At 47.4% G+C, this 16047-nt stretch carries 13 protein-coding genes, 6 tRNA genes and 2 rRNA genes; 4 read left to right on the top strand and 17 right to left on the bottom strand.

Translation table 11 applies throughout. The features are described 5' to 3' along the window. Window positions 1–3 precede the first annotated feature (3 nt). Complete coding sequence (gene mutY / locus LY387_RS14310; RefSeq protein ID WP_419153411.1) at window positions 4–1095, bottom strand: A/G-specific adenine glycosylase; 1092 nt, start codon at window positions 1093–1095, stop codon at window positions 4–6. A 108-nt stretch (window positions 1096–1203) separates the two neighbouring features. Between mutY and trmB the strand changes: the two genes are divergently transcribed. Further along, window positions 1204–1923 (top strand): tRNA (guanosine(46)-N7)-methyltransferase TrmB, encoded by a 720-nt coding sequence (gene trmB, locus LY387_RS14315; RefSeq protein WP_234494586.1) that lies wholly within the window; start codon window positions 1204–1206, stop codon window positions 1921–1923. A gap of 79 nt (window positions 1924–2002) precedes the next feature. Continuing rightward, window positions 2003–2923 carry a glutaminase B gene (glsB, locus tag LY387_RS14320; protein WP_042475829.1) on the top strand — a complete coding sequence of 307 codons (921 nt, stop codon included), beginning with the start codon at window positions 2003–2005 and terminating at the stop codon, window positions 2921–2923. A 68-nt stretch (window positions 2924–2991) separates the two neighbouring features. On the opposite strand, the gene hemW is transcribed toward glsB, so the two are convergent. The 7 genes from hemW to LY387_RS14355 are packed head-to-tail and all read right to left on the bottom strand — an operon-like array spanning window position 2992 to window position 7682. Further along, window positions 2992–4161 (bottom strand): radical SAM family heme chaperone HemW, encoded by a 1170-nt coding sequence (gene hemW / locus LY387_RS14325; RefSeq protein ID WP_234494587.1) that lies wholly within the window; start codon window positions 4159–4161, stop codon window positions 2992–2994. Between the two features lie 3 nt (window positions 4162–4164). Further along, window positions 4165–4767, bottom strand: a complete 603-nt coding sequence (locus tag LY387_RS14330) for an XTP/dITP diphosphatase (RefSeq protein ID WP_234494588.1) — start codon at window positions 4765–4767, stop codon at window positions 4165–4167. Window positions 4768–4782: 15 nt separating this feature from the next. Then, complete coding sequence (locus tag LY387_RS14335) at window positions 4783–5214, bottom strand: DUF4426 domain-containing protein (RefSeq protein ID WP_234494589.1); 432 nt, start codon at window positions 5212–5214, stop codon at window positions 4783–4785. Window positions 5215–5238: 24 nt separating this feature from the next. Beyond that, a complete protein-coding gene (gene yggU, locus LY387_RS14340; protein WP_042475818.1) occupies window positions 5239–5526 on the bottom strand; it encodes a DUF167 family protein YggU in 288 nt (95 codons plus the stop codon). Beyond that, entirely contained in the window at window positions 5526–6083 is a 558-nt protein-coding gene (locus tag LY387_RS14345; RefSeq protein WP_128650533.1) for a YggT family protein, read from the bottom strand. Before LY387_RS14345 ends, yggU begins: the two co-directional genes overlap by 1 nt. A gap of 31 nt (window positions 6084–6114) precedes the next feature. Further along, a complete protein-coding gene (gene proC, locus LY387_RS14350) occupies window positions 6115–6933 on the bottom strand; it encodes a pyrroline-5-carboxylate reductase (protein ID WP_234494591.1) in 819 nt (272 codons plus the stop codon). A gap of 38 nt (window positions 6934–6971) precedes the next feature. Then, window positions 6972–7682, bottom strand: coding sequence for a YggS family pyridoxal phosphate-dependent enzyme (locus LY387_RS14355; RefSeq protein WP_234494592.1), 711 nt, complete (start codon window positions 7680–7682; stop codon window positions 6972–6974). 25 nt (window positions 7683–7707) lie between these two features. Between LY387_RS14355 and LY387_RS14360 the strand changes: the two genes are divergently transcribed. Next, a complete protein-coding gene (locus tag LY387_RS14360; RefSeq protein WP_234494593.1) occupies window positions 7708–8748 on the top strand; it encodes a type IV pilus twitching motility protein PilT in 1041 nt (346 codons plus the stop codon). 9 nt (window positions 8749–8757) lie between these two features. Continuing rightward, entirely contained in the window at window positions 8758–9867 is a 1110-nt protein-coding gene (locus LY387_RS14365; RefSeq protein WP_234494594.1) for a PilT/PilU family type 4a pilus ATPase, read from the top strand. A gap of 61 nt (window positions 9868–9928) precedes the next feature. Here the strand turns inward: LY387_RS14365 and LY387_RS14370 are convergent. The 9 genes from LY387_RS14370 to LY387_RS14410 form a co-directional block, all read right to left on the bottom strand. Then, window positions 9929–10004 (bottom strand) — tRNA-Asn (locus tag LY387_RS14370). A gap of 19 nt (window positions 10005–10023) precedes the next feature. Beyond that, window positions 10024–10099, bottom strand: a tRNA-Thr gene (locus LY387_RS14375). Window positions 10100–10131: 32 nt separating this feature from the next. Next, window positions 10132–10207 (bottom strand) — tRNA-Asn (locus tag LY387_RS14380). Window positions 10208–10225: 18 nt separating this feature from the next. Next, window positions 10226–10301: transfer RNA gene (locus LY387_RS14385), tRNA-Thr, on the bottom strand. A gap of 56 nt (window positions 10302–10357) precedes the next feature. Next, window positions 10358–10433, bottom strand: a tRNA-Phe gene (locus LY387_RS14390). A 231-nt stretch (window positions 10434–10664) separates the two neighbouring features. Beyond that, entirely contained in the window at window positions 10665–12287 is a 1623-nt protein-coding gene (locus LY387_RS14395) for a methyl-accepting chemotaxis protein (RefSeq protein WP_234494595.1), read from the bottom strand. 445 nt (window positions 12288–12732) lie between these two features. Then, window positions 12733–12809, bottom strand: a tRNA-Asp gene (locus LY387_RS14400). A 56-nt stretch (window positions 12810–12865) separates the two neighbouring features. Continuing rightward, window positions 12866–12981, bottom strand: a 5S ribosomal RNA gene (rrf, locus tag LY387_RS14405). A gap of 130 nt (window positions 12982–13111) precedes the next feature. Next, window positions 13112–15998 (bottom strand): 23S ribosomal RNA (locus LY387_RS14410). Window positions 15999–16047 lie beyond the last annotated feature (49 nt).

A 16047-nucleotide genomic window follows, 5' to 3' on the forward strand; every position in this document is an offset into this window, starting at 1 on the left:
CAATTAATGTCGTTGTAAGGTGTCAATCAGCTGCTTCACTGGTGCAGCCAGCCCCACCTTTTCTGGTTGGGTAATGTTATACCAAAGACCTTTAGACTCTTCCATCATCATTGTCGGAAGCTGGTTCAGCGTCACGACGATTGGGGTGATATCCAAGTGATAATGACTAAAGGTATGCCTAAACGCTATCTCAACGTCTTTTGAGGCTACCATGGCTTCACGAATGCCTAACCCTTCAAGTACCGGCTCAATATCCGCTGTCGGGCTTTCAGGAAAACAAAACAGCCCACCCCAAATCCCCGTCTGCGGGCGCTGGGCAAGCCACAGCTCTTGGTTGTGCTTAACAATCACAAACCAGGTCTCTTTCTCTGGCTTTTGTTTCTTAGGCTTTTTGCCTGGATAGTCGAGGGGATTTCCTTGCCTGTTCGCCGTACACAATGACTCAATAGGACACAGTGTGCACTTAGGTTTGCTCCGCGTGCAGACCATCGCCCCCATATCCATCATGGCCTGATTATACTTATCAGTATCAACTTTAGGCGTATGCTGCTCAGCAATCTCCCACAACTGGTTCTCTACTTTTTTCTGCCCAGGCCAGCCTTCCACTGCAAAACTGCGAGCCAAGGTGCGCTTGACGTTCCCATCAAGAATCGCATGTGGCAATTTATGAACCGAGGACAGCACTGCAGCGGCGGTTGAGCGACCAACACCCGGCAATGCATTCATCTCTTCTAAGGTTAATGGAAATTCACCCCCATATTGTTCTACGACCACTTTGGCGGCTTTATGAAGGTTGCGTGCTCTTGCGTAGTAGCCAAGGCCCGTCCAGAGGTGCAATACCTCATCTTGTGGCGCGTTCGCTAAGGATTCAACTGTTGGGAAATGTTCTAGAAAGCGCTCGTAGTACGGTATTACGGTCGCGACTTGGGTTTGCTGAAGCATGATCTCAGACAGCCACACCTTATAAGCGGTTTTGTCTTGCTGCCACGGCAACTGTTTACGACCAAATTTGTCGTACCAGTCTAATATTGAGCGTGCAAAAGGCGTCACAATGTTTCTCTTCTCTCTTATAATTTGCCGGAAATTGCACCACACTTAGTAACAGAAGTAAAACCGCGTGAATTTCTGATCCAATAATGCTTGCTTGATGGCAAATTCTTTGGATAATTCCCGCTCTGATTATTGAATGAACAGGCTAAACCAATGAGTGAAGTGACTACTAACGAATACACTGAAGATGGCAAACTGATTCGCAAAGTTCGCAGTTTTGTTCGTCGCGAAGGACGTCTAACAAAAGGCCAAGAGGCGGCGATGGAAGCGTGCTGGCCAACGATGGGTATTGATTATCAAGAGTCACTACTCGACTGGGAACAGGTGTTTGGCAACAACAACCCTGTTGTTCTAGAGATCGGTTTCGGTATGGGCGCTTCATTGGTTGAAATGGCAAAGAACGCACCAGAAAAGAACTTCATTGGTATTGAAGTACACAGCCCAGGCGTTGGTGCTTGTTTGTCTTCTGCACGTGATGCAGGTGTCACTAACCTACGTGTAATGTGTCACGATGCGGTTGAAGTGTTCGCTAACATGATCCCTGAAGGCAGCCTAAGCACGCTGCAACTGTTCTTCCCAGACCCATGGCACAAAAAGCGTCACCACAAGCGCCGTATTGTTCAGCTAGATTTTGCAGAAATGGTAAGAACTAAACTGCTCCCTGAATCTGGTATTTTCCACATGGCAACAGACTGGGAGAACTACGCTGAGCACATGGTAGAGGTGATGAACGAAGCTCCTGGCTTTGAAAACATTGCTACCGATGGTGATTTCGTACCACGCCCAGAAGAGCGTCCACTGACTAAATTCGAAGCTCGTGGTCACCGTCTAGGTCACGGTGTTTGGGATATCAAGTACCGTCGCACTGCGTAAGCACACTGCGAAACTTTATTAATGAAAAGCCAACCTACCGTTGGCTTTTTTTAGCGCTAATGTTGGGAGAACAATAACCATGAAACCAACAAAACAGATCCTCTCTACCATTTTAAGCGAAGTAAAACCGCTGATTGGACAAGGCAAAGTCGCGGACTATATTCCTGCTCTTGCCAATGTGCCAAGCAACAAATTAGGTATCGCGGTCTACACCAACGAAGGTGAGGTCATCACCGCTGGCGATGCTGAAGAGAGCTTCTCTATTCAATCGATCTCGAAAGCCCTGAGCCTTACGCTTGCTATGATGCTGTATAAGCCAGAAGAAATCTGGCAACGCGTTGGCAAAGAACCATCAGGTCAAGCTTTTAACTCGCTAATCCAGCTTGAAATGGAACAAGGTATTCCTCGTAATCCATTCATCAATGCTGGCGCTATCGTGGTGGCGGATTTACTGCAGAGCCGCCTGTCAGCCCCTAGACAGCGCTTATTGGAGTTTGTGCGCGTGTTATCTGGCGATAGCCATATTGTCTATGACAAGATTGTTGCAGCCTCTGAGATGATGCACAGCGACAGAAATGCCGCTATCGCTTATCTGATGCGCTCTTTTGGTAACTTCAATAATGATGTTATCCCAGTACTCAACAACTACTTCCATGCCTGCGCGCTTAAAATGAGCTGTGTCGACCTTGCTAAGACCTTTAGCTACCTTGCCAACCAAGGTCAGTCGGTCAACACCAAAAAGCAAATCATCACACCAACACAAACCAAGCAGCTCAATGCGCTGCTGGCGACTTGTGGATTGTATGATGGTGCAGGCGAGTTCGCGTATCGAGTAGGCATGCCCGGTAAGTCGGGTGTGGGCGGCGGTATCATCGCAATTGTCCCAGGAGAAATGACGATTGCCGTATGGTCACCAGAACTCGATAAGTCAGGCAACTCACTAGCCGGTACTCGTGCTTTAGAGATGCTATCGGAACGAATTGGTCGCTCGATTTTCTAAGTATTGAAATGAAAGAAGCTGGTATCCACCAGCTTCTTATTTTACCTACAGTAATGCGAACCTAACGACTACTCGAGTTCAAATTGCTCCAGCACATCATTTAGAAATAGCTTTCCTTTTTCCGTCACAATCCAGCTATGCTCCAAATCATCGATGTAGCCATTTTCGATGCAGTAGTTCATTGGGGTTCGTATGGCATCTAAAGGCAAACCTGTGCGTTCTGTGAACTCAGATTTTGGACACGCTTCGAGTAGACGTAGTCGGTTGATAAAGAACTCAAACGGTCTTTCATCAGCTTCGACATGAGTTTCAGAATCCAAATACGGTTTCAGCATATTCAGATACCCTCGCGGATGCTTCACCTTGGTGGTACGAACAATTCGCCCATCATCAAAGCTCAGCTTACCGTGCGCACCGCAACCAATACCAAGGTAGTCACCAAATCGCCAGTAGTTAAGGTTATGCTGACACTGGTAATCAGGCTTACTGTAGCCCGACACCTCATATTGCTGATAACCCGCTTCCTCAAGCATCTTATGTCCTTGCTCATAGATATCCCAAAGATCATCATCATCAGGCAAGGTTGGCGGTTTTGAGTAGAAAAGCGTATTTGGCTCGATAGTCAACTGATACCAAGACAAATGAGGTGGCGCTAGATCAATGGCTTGCTGCAAGTCGCTCAGTGCATCACTGACAGACTGCTCAGGAAGTCCGTGCATCAAATCTAGGTTAAAGCTGTTTAAGCCAATGGTGTGCGCTAGCTTTGCAGCATTGATTGCCTCACTTTCACCGTGAATACGACCCAGCCGCTCGAGCTTTTGCTGCTGAAAACTCTGCACTCCGATTGAAATGCGAGTTACCCCACCAGTTTGATAACGCTTGAACCTCGCAGCTTCGATTGTCCCTGGGTTCGCTTCCATGGTGATTTCGATATCATCACGAAATGGAATGCGCTGCCTTACTCCATCTAGCAGTTCCTGAATCAACTCAGGAGCAATGAGGCTTGGCGTTCCACCACCAATAAAGATCGAGTGCAGTGGACGCTCATCATCAACCAGTTCATAGCGGGCAATATCAGCGTCTAAGTCTTCTAAAAGCGCAGTAATGTATGCCTGCTGTGGTATCTCACCCTTTTGCGCATGAGAGTTAAAATCACAGTAAGGGCACTTCTGCACACACCATGGTATATGAATGTAGAGACTAAGCGGCGGCGGCGTTATCGCAGAGAGAGTGGACATGAGTTATAGACCTTGCGCCTTGATAGTAGCGAATAACTCCTTCAACGCCTTACCACGGTGAGACAGCTGCTTTTTGCGCACTGGTTCAAGCTCTGCAGATGCACAGTTTTCTTCAGGGACAAAAAAGATTGGATCATAACCAAAGCCATTTTCACCACTCGCCTCAGCTAAGATGCGCCCTTCCCACTTTCCATGACAAACAATCGGAGTAGGATCGGCGGCGTGTCGCATCAATACCAACACACAATGGAAACGTGCTGTTCTTTGCTCTTCAGGGACGCCTTGCATCTCGCTCAGTACTTTCTCTAGGTTGAGCTTATCTGTCGCCCCTTCACCATAGTAACGAGCAGAGTAAATACCAGGCGCACCTTTTAGGTAATCAATCTCTAGACCAGAATCGTCGGCAATGGCTGCAAGACCCGTTTCCTGAGCAGCATGGCGCGCCTTAATAATGGCGTTTTCGATAAACGTAGTACCCGTTTCTTCAACGTCAGAAACCTGATACTCACTTTGAGCGTAAACCTCAAAACCAAAATCAGACAGCAAGTCAGCCATCTCTTTTACTTTGCCTTGGTTTCCTGTCGCTAGGACGATTTTTTTGTTCATGGGTATGTCTCGAGATTATTGTTCAACATAGAGTTTCTGGCTAAAGGAAATAGGACCACGCCCTTTGTTTCCTGCGTCGATATCAATCGTGAACTTGTAGGTATCTTCATTCACGATAGGAAATTGTGCGAGGTAGTATATCGCATCTCCCTCTTTAATTTCCTTAAACTCGAGCGTTCTCGTTTGACCAATGAGGTTTTTTGCAGAACCTTCAATCCCAACCGCCATTGCAGGCTTGCCAGCACTTGCTCTATCTAGCACACTCACATTCACCGTAGCGGTAAATTCATTTCGCTTGAGACCATAGCTGCGAGCAATTTGCGGAGTCATGAAGGTTGAGTTAAACACCACATAGTGCACCTCAGCATCCTTGATGGTTTTAAACTGTCCAGCTTGTGCTAGACCACTCGCGAGTATTGCAAAGATGAATAACAACGATTTTTTCATCCTATCTCTCCTTGTAAAAAGCCCTCATAAGAGGGCTTGGAATTCGTTCGGGATCTGAGTTGGCGCGACAATCCGCAATTGCTTATGCCGTCCCAATTCCCCCTTCTCTATCACTACCTGACCTTTCGCTACTTTAAACTGCTTCGCCAAGTATTTGCTCAGGTGGGCGTTCGCCTTGCCATCGACAGGAGGGGCAGTAATCGCAACTTTAAACTCATCGCCATGCTCCCCCACCAATTTGTCTCGGCTTGCTTTAGGCTGTACGTAGATACGCAGGATAAGATCGTCACCGACCCTAACAACCGCTGGCATTATAGTCGGTACCAGATTGGACCAATCAAATCACCCATCAGGAAGTTAGCAAACTGCAGCAAGATAAACAGTACTAACACACTGAGGTCAAATCCGCCCATCGCTGGAATAATGCGGCGAATTGGTGCCAACATAGGCTCAGTTAGTTGATGGAACACATACTCGATTGGGCTACGACCTTGGCTAACCCAGCTCAGGATAGCGCGGATCAAAAGCACCCAGAACAATAGACCGCCAGCAGCTTTTAGTAACGACAAGCCACCCCAAATAAAGAAGCCTGCATCTAGGCTAATGTTGCCACCCGACGAAACCAGAACCAACGCGACAAACTTACCCACGCTGAGTAGATAAGCAAATAGAACCGTTGCCATATCGATACTGCCGATCGATGGAATAACACGGCGCAGCGGCGCTACCACTGGCTGGGTCGCTTTGACGATAAATTGAGAGAATGGGTTGTAAAAATCAGCGCGAGCGGCTTGCAGCCAGATACGCAAAATAACGACCATGATATAGAGATCAAACAAGGTCGAGACTAAAAAACTCATTGAATTCATATAAAGCCCTTACGAATTATCATTATTGGGATTAGAACAGTTTTTCCATTTCTTCTGCACGCGATACTGCCGCCTGCATCGCTTTGGCTACAATGCCACGAATATCACTTTCTTCAAAGGTGCGCACGGCTTCTGCTGTGGTCCCACCTTTAGAGGTAACCTGCTGACGAAGCGTCGCAAGATCCGTTTCAGGGTTCTCAACAACCATAGTGGCGGCACCCAACGCCGTTTGCTGAACCAGCATACGAGCCGTCTCGGAATCAAAACCACTCTCTATCGCCTGCTGTTGAATCGCTTCCATAAACAAGAAGAAGTAGGCTGGCGCACTGCCTGCTGCTGCTATCACATCGTTAATACCGGATTCTTGTTCGACCCAGCATACCTCGCCAACAGCTTGCATTAAATCACCCGCAAACTGCTTATCGGTTTGTGGCGTTACAGAAGAAGCAAAAAGACCACTCATACCCTTACCAACCAGCGATGGCGTGTTTGGCATCACTCGAATCAGATTTAGCTCGCAGCCAAACATCTGCTGCATCCTTGCTACGTTGATGCCCGCAGCAATAGAGATCACTAACTTACCACTAAAATCGATGCCTTGAAGCGGTTTTGCGACCTCTTCCATCAACTGAGGCTTCACTGCCATAACGATAACGTCAGCCTGCTCCGCAGCGGCAACATTATCTGTGGTTACCTGCACACCAAAATCTTGCTGCATTGCAGTGAGCTTTGCTTCGCTGCGATTGGTCGCAGTAATAGAACTAGGCTCGTAGCCACTCGCGACGAGTCCAGCCACAATTGAGCGCGTCATATTACCCGCGCCAATAAACGCGACTTTTCTTTGTTCCATGAATCTGTTCCTAAATGAAAGCTTGTGAGCGGCGCTAACTAAGCTTTGTTACTGTAATCTCTTGCGCCAAATATAGCGGTACCAATACGAACTATGGTACTTCCCGCTTCAATCGCAGCTTCCATGTCGCCACTCATGCCCATCGACAGAGTATCAACACTTGGGTATTTCTGTGCCAATTTCTCTTTAACTTCAGCAAGCCCCTTAAACGCAGCTAACTGTGACTCGTAGTCGCTGACATTTTCCGGAATTGACATCACTCCTCTTAACGTGAGGTTTGGCAGCTCAGATATCAACTGCGCAAGTTCAAAGACTTGCTCATCATTGACTCCAGACTTACTGGTTTCACCACTTGTGTTCACCTGAATGAGCACTTGTATCGGCGACATATTTTCCGGTCTTTGATCACTTAAGCGCTGAGCAATTTTAGCTCTATCAATGGTATGAACCCAGTCAAAATGCTCCGCAACTGGGCGGGTTTTATTGGATTGAATCGGACCGATAAAGTGCCATTCGATATCGAGATCAGAGTGTTGTTCTCTGAACAGCGCTACCTTAGACACACCTTCTTGCACATAGTTTTCACCAAACATACGCTGCCCAGATTGGCACGCTTCTAAGATGGCTTCCACAGGCTTGGTTTTGCTTACCGCGAGCAATTGCACCTCACCTTGCACTCTCCCGCATTTTTGCTCCGTAGCCGCAATTTGCGAGTTGATAATTTGTATATTGTTCTGAATGCTAGTCATAGATATAAAGTCAAAAGGAAAATGAATGGATATCACCGAGTTACTAGACTTCAGTGTAAAGCATAATGCATCAGATCTACACCTTTCTGCTGGGGTTTCCCCCATGGTTAGAATTGATGGTGAAGTCAGAAAACTGGAGATACCATCACTCGAACATTCTGATGTGCACCGGCTCATCTTTGACATCATGAATGACAACCAGCGCAGTGAATATGAAGAACATCTAGAAATCGACTTCTCCTTTGAACTCCCGAACATTGGTCGCTTTCGCGTTAATGCATTTAATCAATCCCGCGGTTGTGCTGCCGTGTTTCGAAATATACCCACATCTCCTCCAACACTCGAAGAGATTGACGCCCCAAGAAAGTTTGCAGAATTAGCGAACCTCGAAAATGGATTAGTGCTTGTGACAGGTTCTACAGGCTCAGGAAAATCCACCACGCTTGCAGCAATGGTAAATCACATCAATGAGTTTCAAAACAAGCACATCCTTACTATTGAAGATCCCATTGAGTTTGTGCATAGCAATAAGAAATGCCTAGTCAATCAACGAGAAGTACACCGAGATACCCATAGCTTTAAAGCAGCCCTCAGATCGGCGCTTAGAGAAGATCCTGACATCATCCTAGTGGGTGAATTAAGAGACCATGAAACCATCAGTCTCGCACTGACCGCGGCCGAGACTGGGCACTTAGTGTTCGGCACAATGCATACGAATTCCGCTGCAAAATCCATTGACCGAATCATTGACGTTTTCCCGGCACAGGAGAAAGGTATGGTCAGATCTATGCTGTCTGAATCATTAAGAGCGGTGATTGCCCAAACACTGCTAAAACGCCTCGGTGGTGGCCGGGTAGCATGTCACGAGATTATGATGGGAACCCCTGCGATCAGGAATCTAATACGTGAAGACAAGGTAGCTCAAATGTTTTCGGTCATTCAAACAGGAGCTGCGCACGGCATGCAAACGATGGAGCAGAATGCTCAGCAACTCTTATCACAAGGGTTGGTCGATGTTGAGGAGATAAATAAAAGAGTCTTCATACAACAACCGATGCCTATGTAGGTCATATCTATGGATACGATGGATAATATTTTGAAGCAGATGCTCGCGTGTAGAGCGTCCGATCTTTATTTAACCGCGGATGCCCCCGTCTTATTCAGAGTGGATGGAGATCTAAAGCCGCACGGCTCAGCCCTGCATCACCACGATGTTCACTCACTGCTACAAGAGGTAATGGATAGCTCGAGTTATCAACAATACCAAGCAAGTAAAGAAGCTAATTTTGCCATTGTTAAGACTTATGGGCGCTTCCGTGTGAGCGCGTTCTTTCAAAGAGAACTGCCAGGTGCGGTCATAAGGCGTATCGAAACTCACATTCCCAGTTTTGAAGAACTCGCACTTCCTGATGTAGTACAAGATCTTGCTATCGCTAAGCGTGGACTAGTGCTGATCGTTGGAGGAACTGGCTCTGGTAAGTCTACAACCATGGCGGCAATGACAGGTTACAGGAACCGCCACCGCAGTGGACATATACTGACGGTGGAGGACCCTATCGAGTTCGTCCACCAACATCAAAAATGCATTGTTACGCAGAGGGAAGTAGGGCTAGACACTGAAAGCTACGACATCGCACTCAAAAACTCTCTTCGACAAGCACCAGATATGATCGTCATTGGCGAGATTCGTAACCGTTCAACCATGGAGTACGCAATGGCTTTTGCCGAAACGGGTCACCTATGTATGGCAACACTACATGCGAACAACGCTAATCAAGCCTTAGAGAGGATACTTCACTTAGTGCCAAAAGAGCGTAAGGAGCAGTTCCTGTTTGATCTCTCAGCGAACCTCAGAGGCATTGTCGCTCAGCAGCTTATTAGAGACAAATATGCACAAGGTAGGCATGGGGTTTTTGAGGTTATGCTGAGCAGTCCAAGAATCTCAGACCTTATCCGCAAAGGCGCGCTGCACGAGCTCAAAGCAGCAATGACGAAAAGTAATGATGTTGGAATGCAAACATTTGATCAGGCGCTATATCAATTGGTTAGGGCAGGAAAGATCAATCAAGAAGACGCTTTACACAGTGCAGACTCTCAAAATGATCTCAGGCTATTGCTAAAGTTTCAAGAAAGTGAATCTCAAGAGAGCAATCCGCTTAGGGGGATTAAGATTGATATGAGTTAGTGTCAGCGTTGCAAACTCAAATGCAAAAAAGCCGCATCTTTCGATGCGGCTTTTTCTTAAGTGGCTCCCCCTGCGGGACTCGAACCTGCGACATACGGATTAACAGTCCGCCGTTCTACCAACTGAACTAAGGGGGAATTGCTTTTAGCAATAAAGTGGTGCCGACTACCGGAATCGAACTGGTGACCTACTGATTACAAGTCAGTTGCTCTACCTACTGAGCTAAGTCGGCACTTAAAGCAAGCTTTCGCTTACTTTTGAAAGTGGCTCCCCCTGCGGGACTCGAACCTGCGACATACGGATTAACAGTCCGCCGTTCTACCAACTGAACTAAGGGGGAATTACTTTAAGTAATAAATGGTGCCGACTACCGGAATCGAACTGGTGACCTACTGATTACAAGTCAGTTGCTCTACCTACTGAGCTAAGTCGGCGACACTTTATTTGTTATTGCTCGTACTAATTGTCTTAGCACCAACAATCTAAATTGTGGTGCCCGGAGGCGGAATCGAACCACCGACACGAGGATTTTCAATCCTCTGCTCTACCGACTGAGCTATCCGGGCGACGAGGTGTATTAAACGGTTTTTCGGTCTTTAGGTCAACACTAAATTGCAAAAAAAATATCGTTTGTTGTTTTTATATACTCAGCGTTCTATTTTTATTCGTTTGGTGCTCAAAAACAAGCCCTGGCAGTGGGTCAGCCATTTTTAGACCACGTTATTGCTAGGCTCGAGATAGTTCTTAAGCACCAAAAAAGTATCTATTTTAACGCCTACAACTCACAGTGTTTTGCATTATGCCACCTCAAAACGGGCTACTTTCGAACTCAAGTCTTCAGAAAGCTGGTTCAGAGTTTGTGTTGAACGCTTGGTTTCGTCCACAACGCTTCTTAACTCACTACCACTATGCTCAATCATATTGATACGCTGAGAGATATCATCACTAACCTCGGTCTGCTCTGCCGCAGCTGTCGCTATCTGTTGGCTCTTCTCTGTAATAGCCTCAAGACTCAATACAACCTCCTGTAACGCTTGTGAAGCTGTTTGTGACTCCGATACGGTTGCTTGGCTTGTCTCTGCACATAGTAAGATGCTTTGGATGGCATTCTGAGAGCCTGACTGCAGGTTTCCAATCATCTCCTGAATCTCTTTCGTACTTTGCTGCGTGCGACCCGCTAAGTTTCGAACCTCATCGGCTACTACCGCAAACCCTCTTCCCTGCTCTCCTGCTCGCGCTGCCTCTATCGCAGCATTCAGCGCTAACAAGTTGGTTTGTTCTGCAATATCGCCTATCACATCGAGAACACGCGCAATGTTATGCACGTCGCTATCTAGGTCCGAGACTGCTGCGCTAGCGCCCTCTAACTGAGTAGCCAGGCCTTCGATATTAGAAACGGTTGCAAGAATGAGTTCACTCACCTGTTGGCTCTGCTTATCAGCCTCATCAGTGCTAAGTGCTGCATCTGTTGCCGACTGAGCAACGTGAGAAGCCGAAGACGCCATTTCGGTCATCGCTGTGGCTATCATTTCGGTACTTTGCTGCTGAGTCGATGTAAGGGATGCAATTACCGATGAGCGAGAGTCTGCGTCGGATAATTGTGTTGTGATCGAAGCTGTTACCTTTTCGATGCTAGAGAGCAGTGCAGCGAGCGATAAGTTCATCGTTTGCACCGAGTGAAAGATACTGCCCTCTATCGCCTTATGCTCAAAGCGAGTCTTTAGCTTACCATCAGCAACATCTCTTACAGCCTTAAGTACATCAGAAGGCTCACCACCAAGAATAGAAGTCATTCTATTTAGAGAAATCAGTAGTAAACCGACGATGGCGACTATGATGAGCAAACAAAATGAAAGCTGCCATTTAGCGGTTGACCAAAAACGTTCGTTCACCTCATTAAAACCAATCCCAGTACCTACAACCCAGTTCCAATGCGGCGTTCGCTCAGCAATTGAAAGTTTGTCCTCCACAGAGCCGTCAGGAAGAGATTGAGACCAATGATATTCAATCAGAGCCCCTGTGGTATTACCAAGTTTACTTAAGATGATATCCGCAACACTACGACCACCGCTGTCTTTGAAATCGTGGAAGCTAGTACCATGCAATTGAGGATCCAGTGGTGCAGCAATAAAAGTCATCTGCTCATCGGCAACATACACATACTCATTGTCTTTATACACATTGTTTCTGAGTATACGAGTTGCGATTGCTTTTGCTTCTGACTCTGAGAGTGTCCCTTCCTGAGCAAGCTTTTCTAGTTCAACGACCGTTGAATAAGTGCTGGTAAAGATCTCTGTTACCCTAGCCTTGTTATCGCTATTACTGGCGACACGCAGGGACCAAAGCCCCGAAATAGCAACTGCTACTACGGCTATTAGGATAATTAGCGATAATAAATATGTCTGATTTTTTAACTTCATTTTCTAGCTCAGATACCGTTAACGTACGAAATATTGCATTTTAATGAAGAATACATGACAGCGATATCTTTAAAAGCAGAGCTAACTAAAATTATGACCATGGTTAAATTTGCGATAAAAATTAAGTTTAAATCTAAAGAATCAATGCAAACGGTCGGGTACTAAATTAGAAATAGAAGTGCGCTAAACAAGTATGAGAGCAACTGGGGCTGCTGGGGCAACTGAATACTAGAGACGGAACACTTTTAATGAGGAACTAAAGAAGGCTTTGAGACAGTTTGGAATCTTACAAACATAAAAAAGCCTCGTCGTTAGACGAGGCTTCTCAATAAGTGGCGGAATGGCGGGGGTTGCCATCAACCGGGACTCGACTCCCTTGAAAAGGGAACAACCAAATCTTAGATAATAAAAAACCCGACGCTTTCGCATCGGGTTTTCTAATAAGTGGCGGAGTGGACGGGACTCGAACCCGCGACCCCCGGCGTGACAGGCCGGTATTCTAACCAACTGAACTACCACTCCGCAGTGGTCTATTTAAAGTCTTATCTAAATCGTGCTTTAAACAGATAATGTTCAAAGCCTGGCGATGTCCTACTCTCACATGGGGAAGCCCCACACTACCATCGGCGCTATTGCGTTTCACTTCTGAGTTCGGCATGGAGTCAGGTGGGTCCACAACGCTATGGTCGCCAAGCAAATTCTGCTTTGGTTTTCAGCTTTTCAAAAAAGCTAAAAGCCAAAATAATCTGGAAAGCTGTTAATGTGTTCTCATACACATTCAATCTGTTCTTGCTTTGAGTCCATCAAAACCCTTTGGGTGTTGTATGGTTAAGCCTCACGGGCAATTAGTACAGGTTAGCTCAACGCCTCACAACGCTTACACACCCTGCCTATCAACGTTCTAGTCTCGAACAACCCTTTAGGACACTTAAAGTGCCAGGGAAGACTCATCTCAGGGCTCGCTTCCCGCTTAGATGCTTTCAGCGGTTATCGATTCCGAACTTAGCTACCGGGCAATGCGATTGGCATCACAACCCGAACACCAGAGGTTCGTCCACTCCGGTCCTCTCGTACTAGGAGCAGCCCCCTTCAATCTTCCAACGCCCACGGCAGATAGGGACCGAACTGTCTCACGACGTTCTAAACCCAGCTCGCGTACCACTTTAAATGGCGAACAGCCATACCCTTGGGACCGACTTCAGCCCCAGGATGTGATGAGCCGACATCGAGGTGCCAAACACCGCCGTCGATATGAACTCTTGGGCGGTATCAGCCTGTTATCCCCGGAGTACCTTTTATCCGTTGAGCGATGGCCCTTCCATTCAGAACCACCGGATCACTATGACCTGCTTTCGCACCTGCTCGAATTGTCATTCTCGCAGTCAAGCGGGCTTATGCCATTGCACTAACCTCACGATGTCCAACCGTGATTAGCCCACCTTCGTGCTCCTCCGTTACTCTTTGGGAGGAGACCGCCCCAGTCAAACTACCCACCAGGCACTGTCCGCAACCCCGATAAGGGGTCGACGTTAGAACATCAACACTACAAGGGTGGTATTTCAAGGACGGCTCCACTAATACTGGCGTACTAGTTTCAAAGCCTCCCACCTATCCTACACATGTAGGGTCAATGTTCAGTGCCAAGCTGTAGTAAAGGTTCACGGGGTCTTTCCGTCTAGCCGCGGGTACACTGCATCTTCACAGCGATTTCAATTTCACTGAGTCTCGGGTGGAGACAGCGTGGCCATCATTACGCCATTCGTGCAGGTCGGAACTTACCCGACAAGGAATTTCGCTACCTTAGGACCGTTATAGTTACGGCCGCCGTTTACCGGGGCTTCGATCAAGAGCTTCGACCGAAGTCTAACCCCATCAATTAACCTTCCGGCACCGGGCAGGCGTCACACCGTATACGTCATCTTACGATTTTGCACAGTGCTGTGTTTTTAATAAACAGTTGCAGCCACCTGGTATCTGCGACTCCCCATAGCTCCATCCGCAAGGGACTTCACCGCGAGGAGCGTACCTTCTCCCGAAGTTACGGTACCATTTTGCCTAGTTCCTTCACCCGAGTTCTCTCAAGCGCCTTGGTATTCTCTACCCGACCACCTGTGTCGGTTTGGGGTACGATTCCTTACAATCTGAAGCTTAGAGGCTTTTCCTGGAAGCATGGCATCAATGACTTCACTACCGTAGTAGCTCGACATCGTGTCTCAGCCTTAAAAAGAGCCGGATTTACCTAACTCTTAAGCCTACGCACTTGAACCTGGACAACCGTCGCCAGGCCCACCTAGCCTTCTCCGTCCCCCCATCGCAATTGTAAGAAGTACGGGAATATTAACCCGTTTCCCATCGACTACGCCTTTCGGCCTCGCCTTAGGGGTCGACTCACCCTGCCCCGATTAACGTTGGACAGGAACCCTTGGTCTTCCGGCGAGGAGGTTTTTCACCCCCTTTATCGTTACTCATGTCAGCATTCGCACTTCTGATACCTCCAGCAAACCTTACAGTTCACCTTCAACGGCTTACAGAACGCTCCCCTACCCAATACATAAATGCATTGCCGCAGCTTCGGTTTATAGCTTAGCCCCGTTACATCTTCCGCGCAGGCCGACTCGACTAGTGAGCTATTACGCTTTCTTTAAATGATGGCTGCTTCTAAGCCAACATCCTAGCTGTCTAAGCCTTCCCACATCGTTTCCCACTTAGCTATAATTTGGGACCTTAGCTGGCGGTCTGGGTTGTTTCCCTCTCCACGACGGACGTTAGCACCCGCCGTGTGTCTCCCGGATAGTACTTACTGGTATTCGGAGTTTGCAAAGGGTTGGTAAGTCGGGATGACCCCCTAGCCTTAACAGTGCTCTACCCCCAGTAGTATTCGTCCGAGGCTCTACCTAAATAGATTTCGGGGAGAACCAGCTATCTCCAGGTTTGATTGGCCTTTCACCCCTAGCCACAAGTCATCCGCTAATTTTTCAACATTAGTCGGTTCGGTCCTCCAGTTGATGTTACTCAACCTTCAACCTGCCCATGGCTAGATCACCTGGTTTCGGGTCTATATCCAGAGACTGAACGCCCAGTTAAGACTCGGTTTCCCTACGGCTCCCCTAAACGGTTAACCTTGCCACTGAATATAAGTCGCTGACCCATTATACAAAAGGTACGCAGTCACACCACGAAGGTGCTCCTACTGCTTGTACGTACACGGTTTCAGGTTCTATTTCACTCCCCTCACAGGGGTTCTTTTCGCCTTTCCCTCACGGTACTGGTTCACTATCGGTCAGTCAGTAGTATTTAGCCTTGGAGGATGGTCCCCCCATATTCAGACAGGATATCACGTGTCCCGCCCTACTCGATTTCACTGATGATGAGATGTCGGTTACGGGGCTATCACCCTGTATCGCGGCACTTTCCAGAGCCTTCACCTGTCTCATTAAAAGCTTAAGGGCTAATCCAATTTCGCTCGCCGCTACTTTCGGAATCTCGGTTGATTTCTCTTCCTCGGGGTACTTAGATGTTTCAGTTCCCCCGGTTCGCCTCGCTGAGCTATGTATTCACTCAGCGATACCTGCTTATGCAGGTGGGTTTCCCCATTCAGGAATCCCAGACTCAAAGGTTATTACTACCTAATCTGGGCTTATCGCAAGTTATTACGCCTTTCATCGCCTCTGACTGCCAAGGCATCCACCGTGTACGCTTAGTCACTTAACCATACAACCCCAAAGGGTCTTTGTTACGTAACCAAAGTTGCCTGCATTTT

The organism is Vibrio maritimus (assembly GCF_021441885.1).
In the GTDB taxonomy this organism is placed as follows: domain Bacteria; phylum Pseudomonadota; class Gammaproteobacteria; order Enterobacterales; family Vibrionaceae; genus Vibrio; species Vibrio maritimus_B.

Bases quoted from the DNA above. Each gene is read 5' to 3' on its own strand.
- LY387_RS14355 (WP_234494592.1), bottom strand. From the start codon at position 7,682: ATGACTAGCATTCAGAACAATATACAAATTATCAACTCGCAAATTGCG.
- LY387_RS14335 (WP_234494589.1), bottom strand. From the start codon at position 5,214: ATGAAAAAATCGTTGTTATTCATCTTTGCAATACTCGCGAGTGGTCTA.
- yggU (WP_042475818.1), bottom strand. From the start codon at position 5,526: ATGCCAGCGGTTGTTAGGGTCGGTGACGATCTTATCCTGCGTATCTAC.
- LY387_RS14360 (WP_234494593.1), top strand. From the start codon at position 7,708: ATGGATATCACCGAGTTACTAGACTTCAGTGTAAAGCATAATGCATCA.
- trmB (WP_234494586.1), top strand. From the start codon at position 1,204: ATGAGTGAAGTGACTACTAACGAATACACTGAAGATGGCAAACTGATT.
- LY387_RS14330 (WP_234494588.1), bottom strand. From the start codon at position 4,767: ATGAACAAAAAAATCGTCCTAGCGACAGGAAACCAAGGCAAAGTAAAA.
- proC (WP_234494591.1), bottom strand. From the start codon at position 6,933: ATGGAACAAAGAAAAGTCGCGTTTATTGGCGCGGGTAATATGACGCGC.
- LY387_RS14365 (WP_234494594.1), top strand. From the start codon at position 8,758: ATGGATACGATGGATAATATTTTGAAGCAGATGCTCGCGTGTAGAGCG.
- LY387_RS14395 (WP_234494595.1), bottom strand. From the start codon at position 12,287: ATGAAGTTAAAAAATCAGACATATTTATTATCGCTAATTATCCTAATA.
- hemW (WP_234494587.1), bottom strand. From the start codon at position 4,161: ATGTCCACTCTCTCTGCGATAACGCCGCCGCCGCTTAGTCTCTACATT.
- glsB (WP_042475829.1), top strand. From the start codon at position 2,003: ATGAAACCAACAAAACAGATCCTCTCTACCATTTTAAGCGAAGTAAAA.
- LY387_RS14345 (WP_128650533.1), bottom strand. From the start codon at position 6,083: ATGAATTCAATGAGTTTTTTAGTCTCGACCTTGTTTGATCTCTATATC.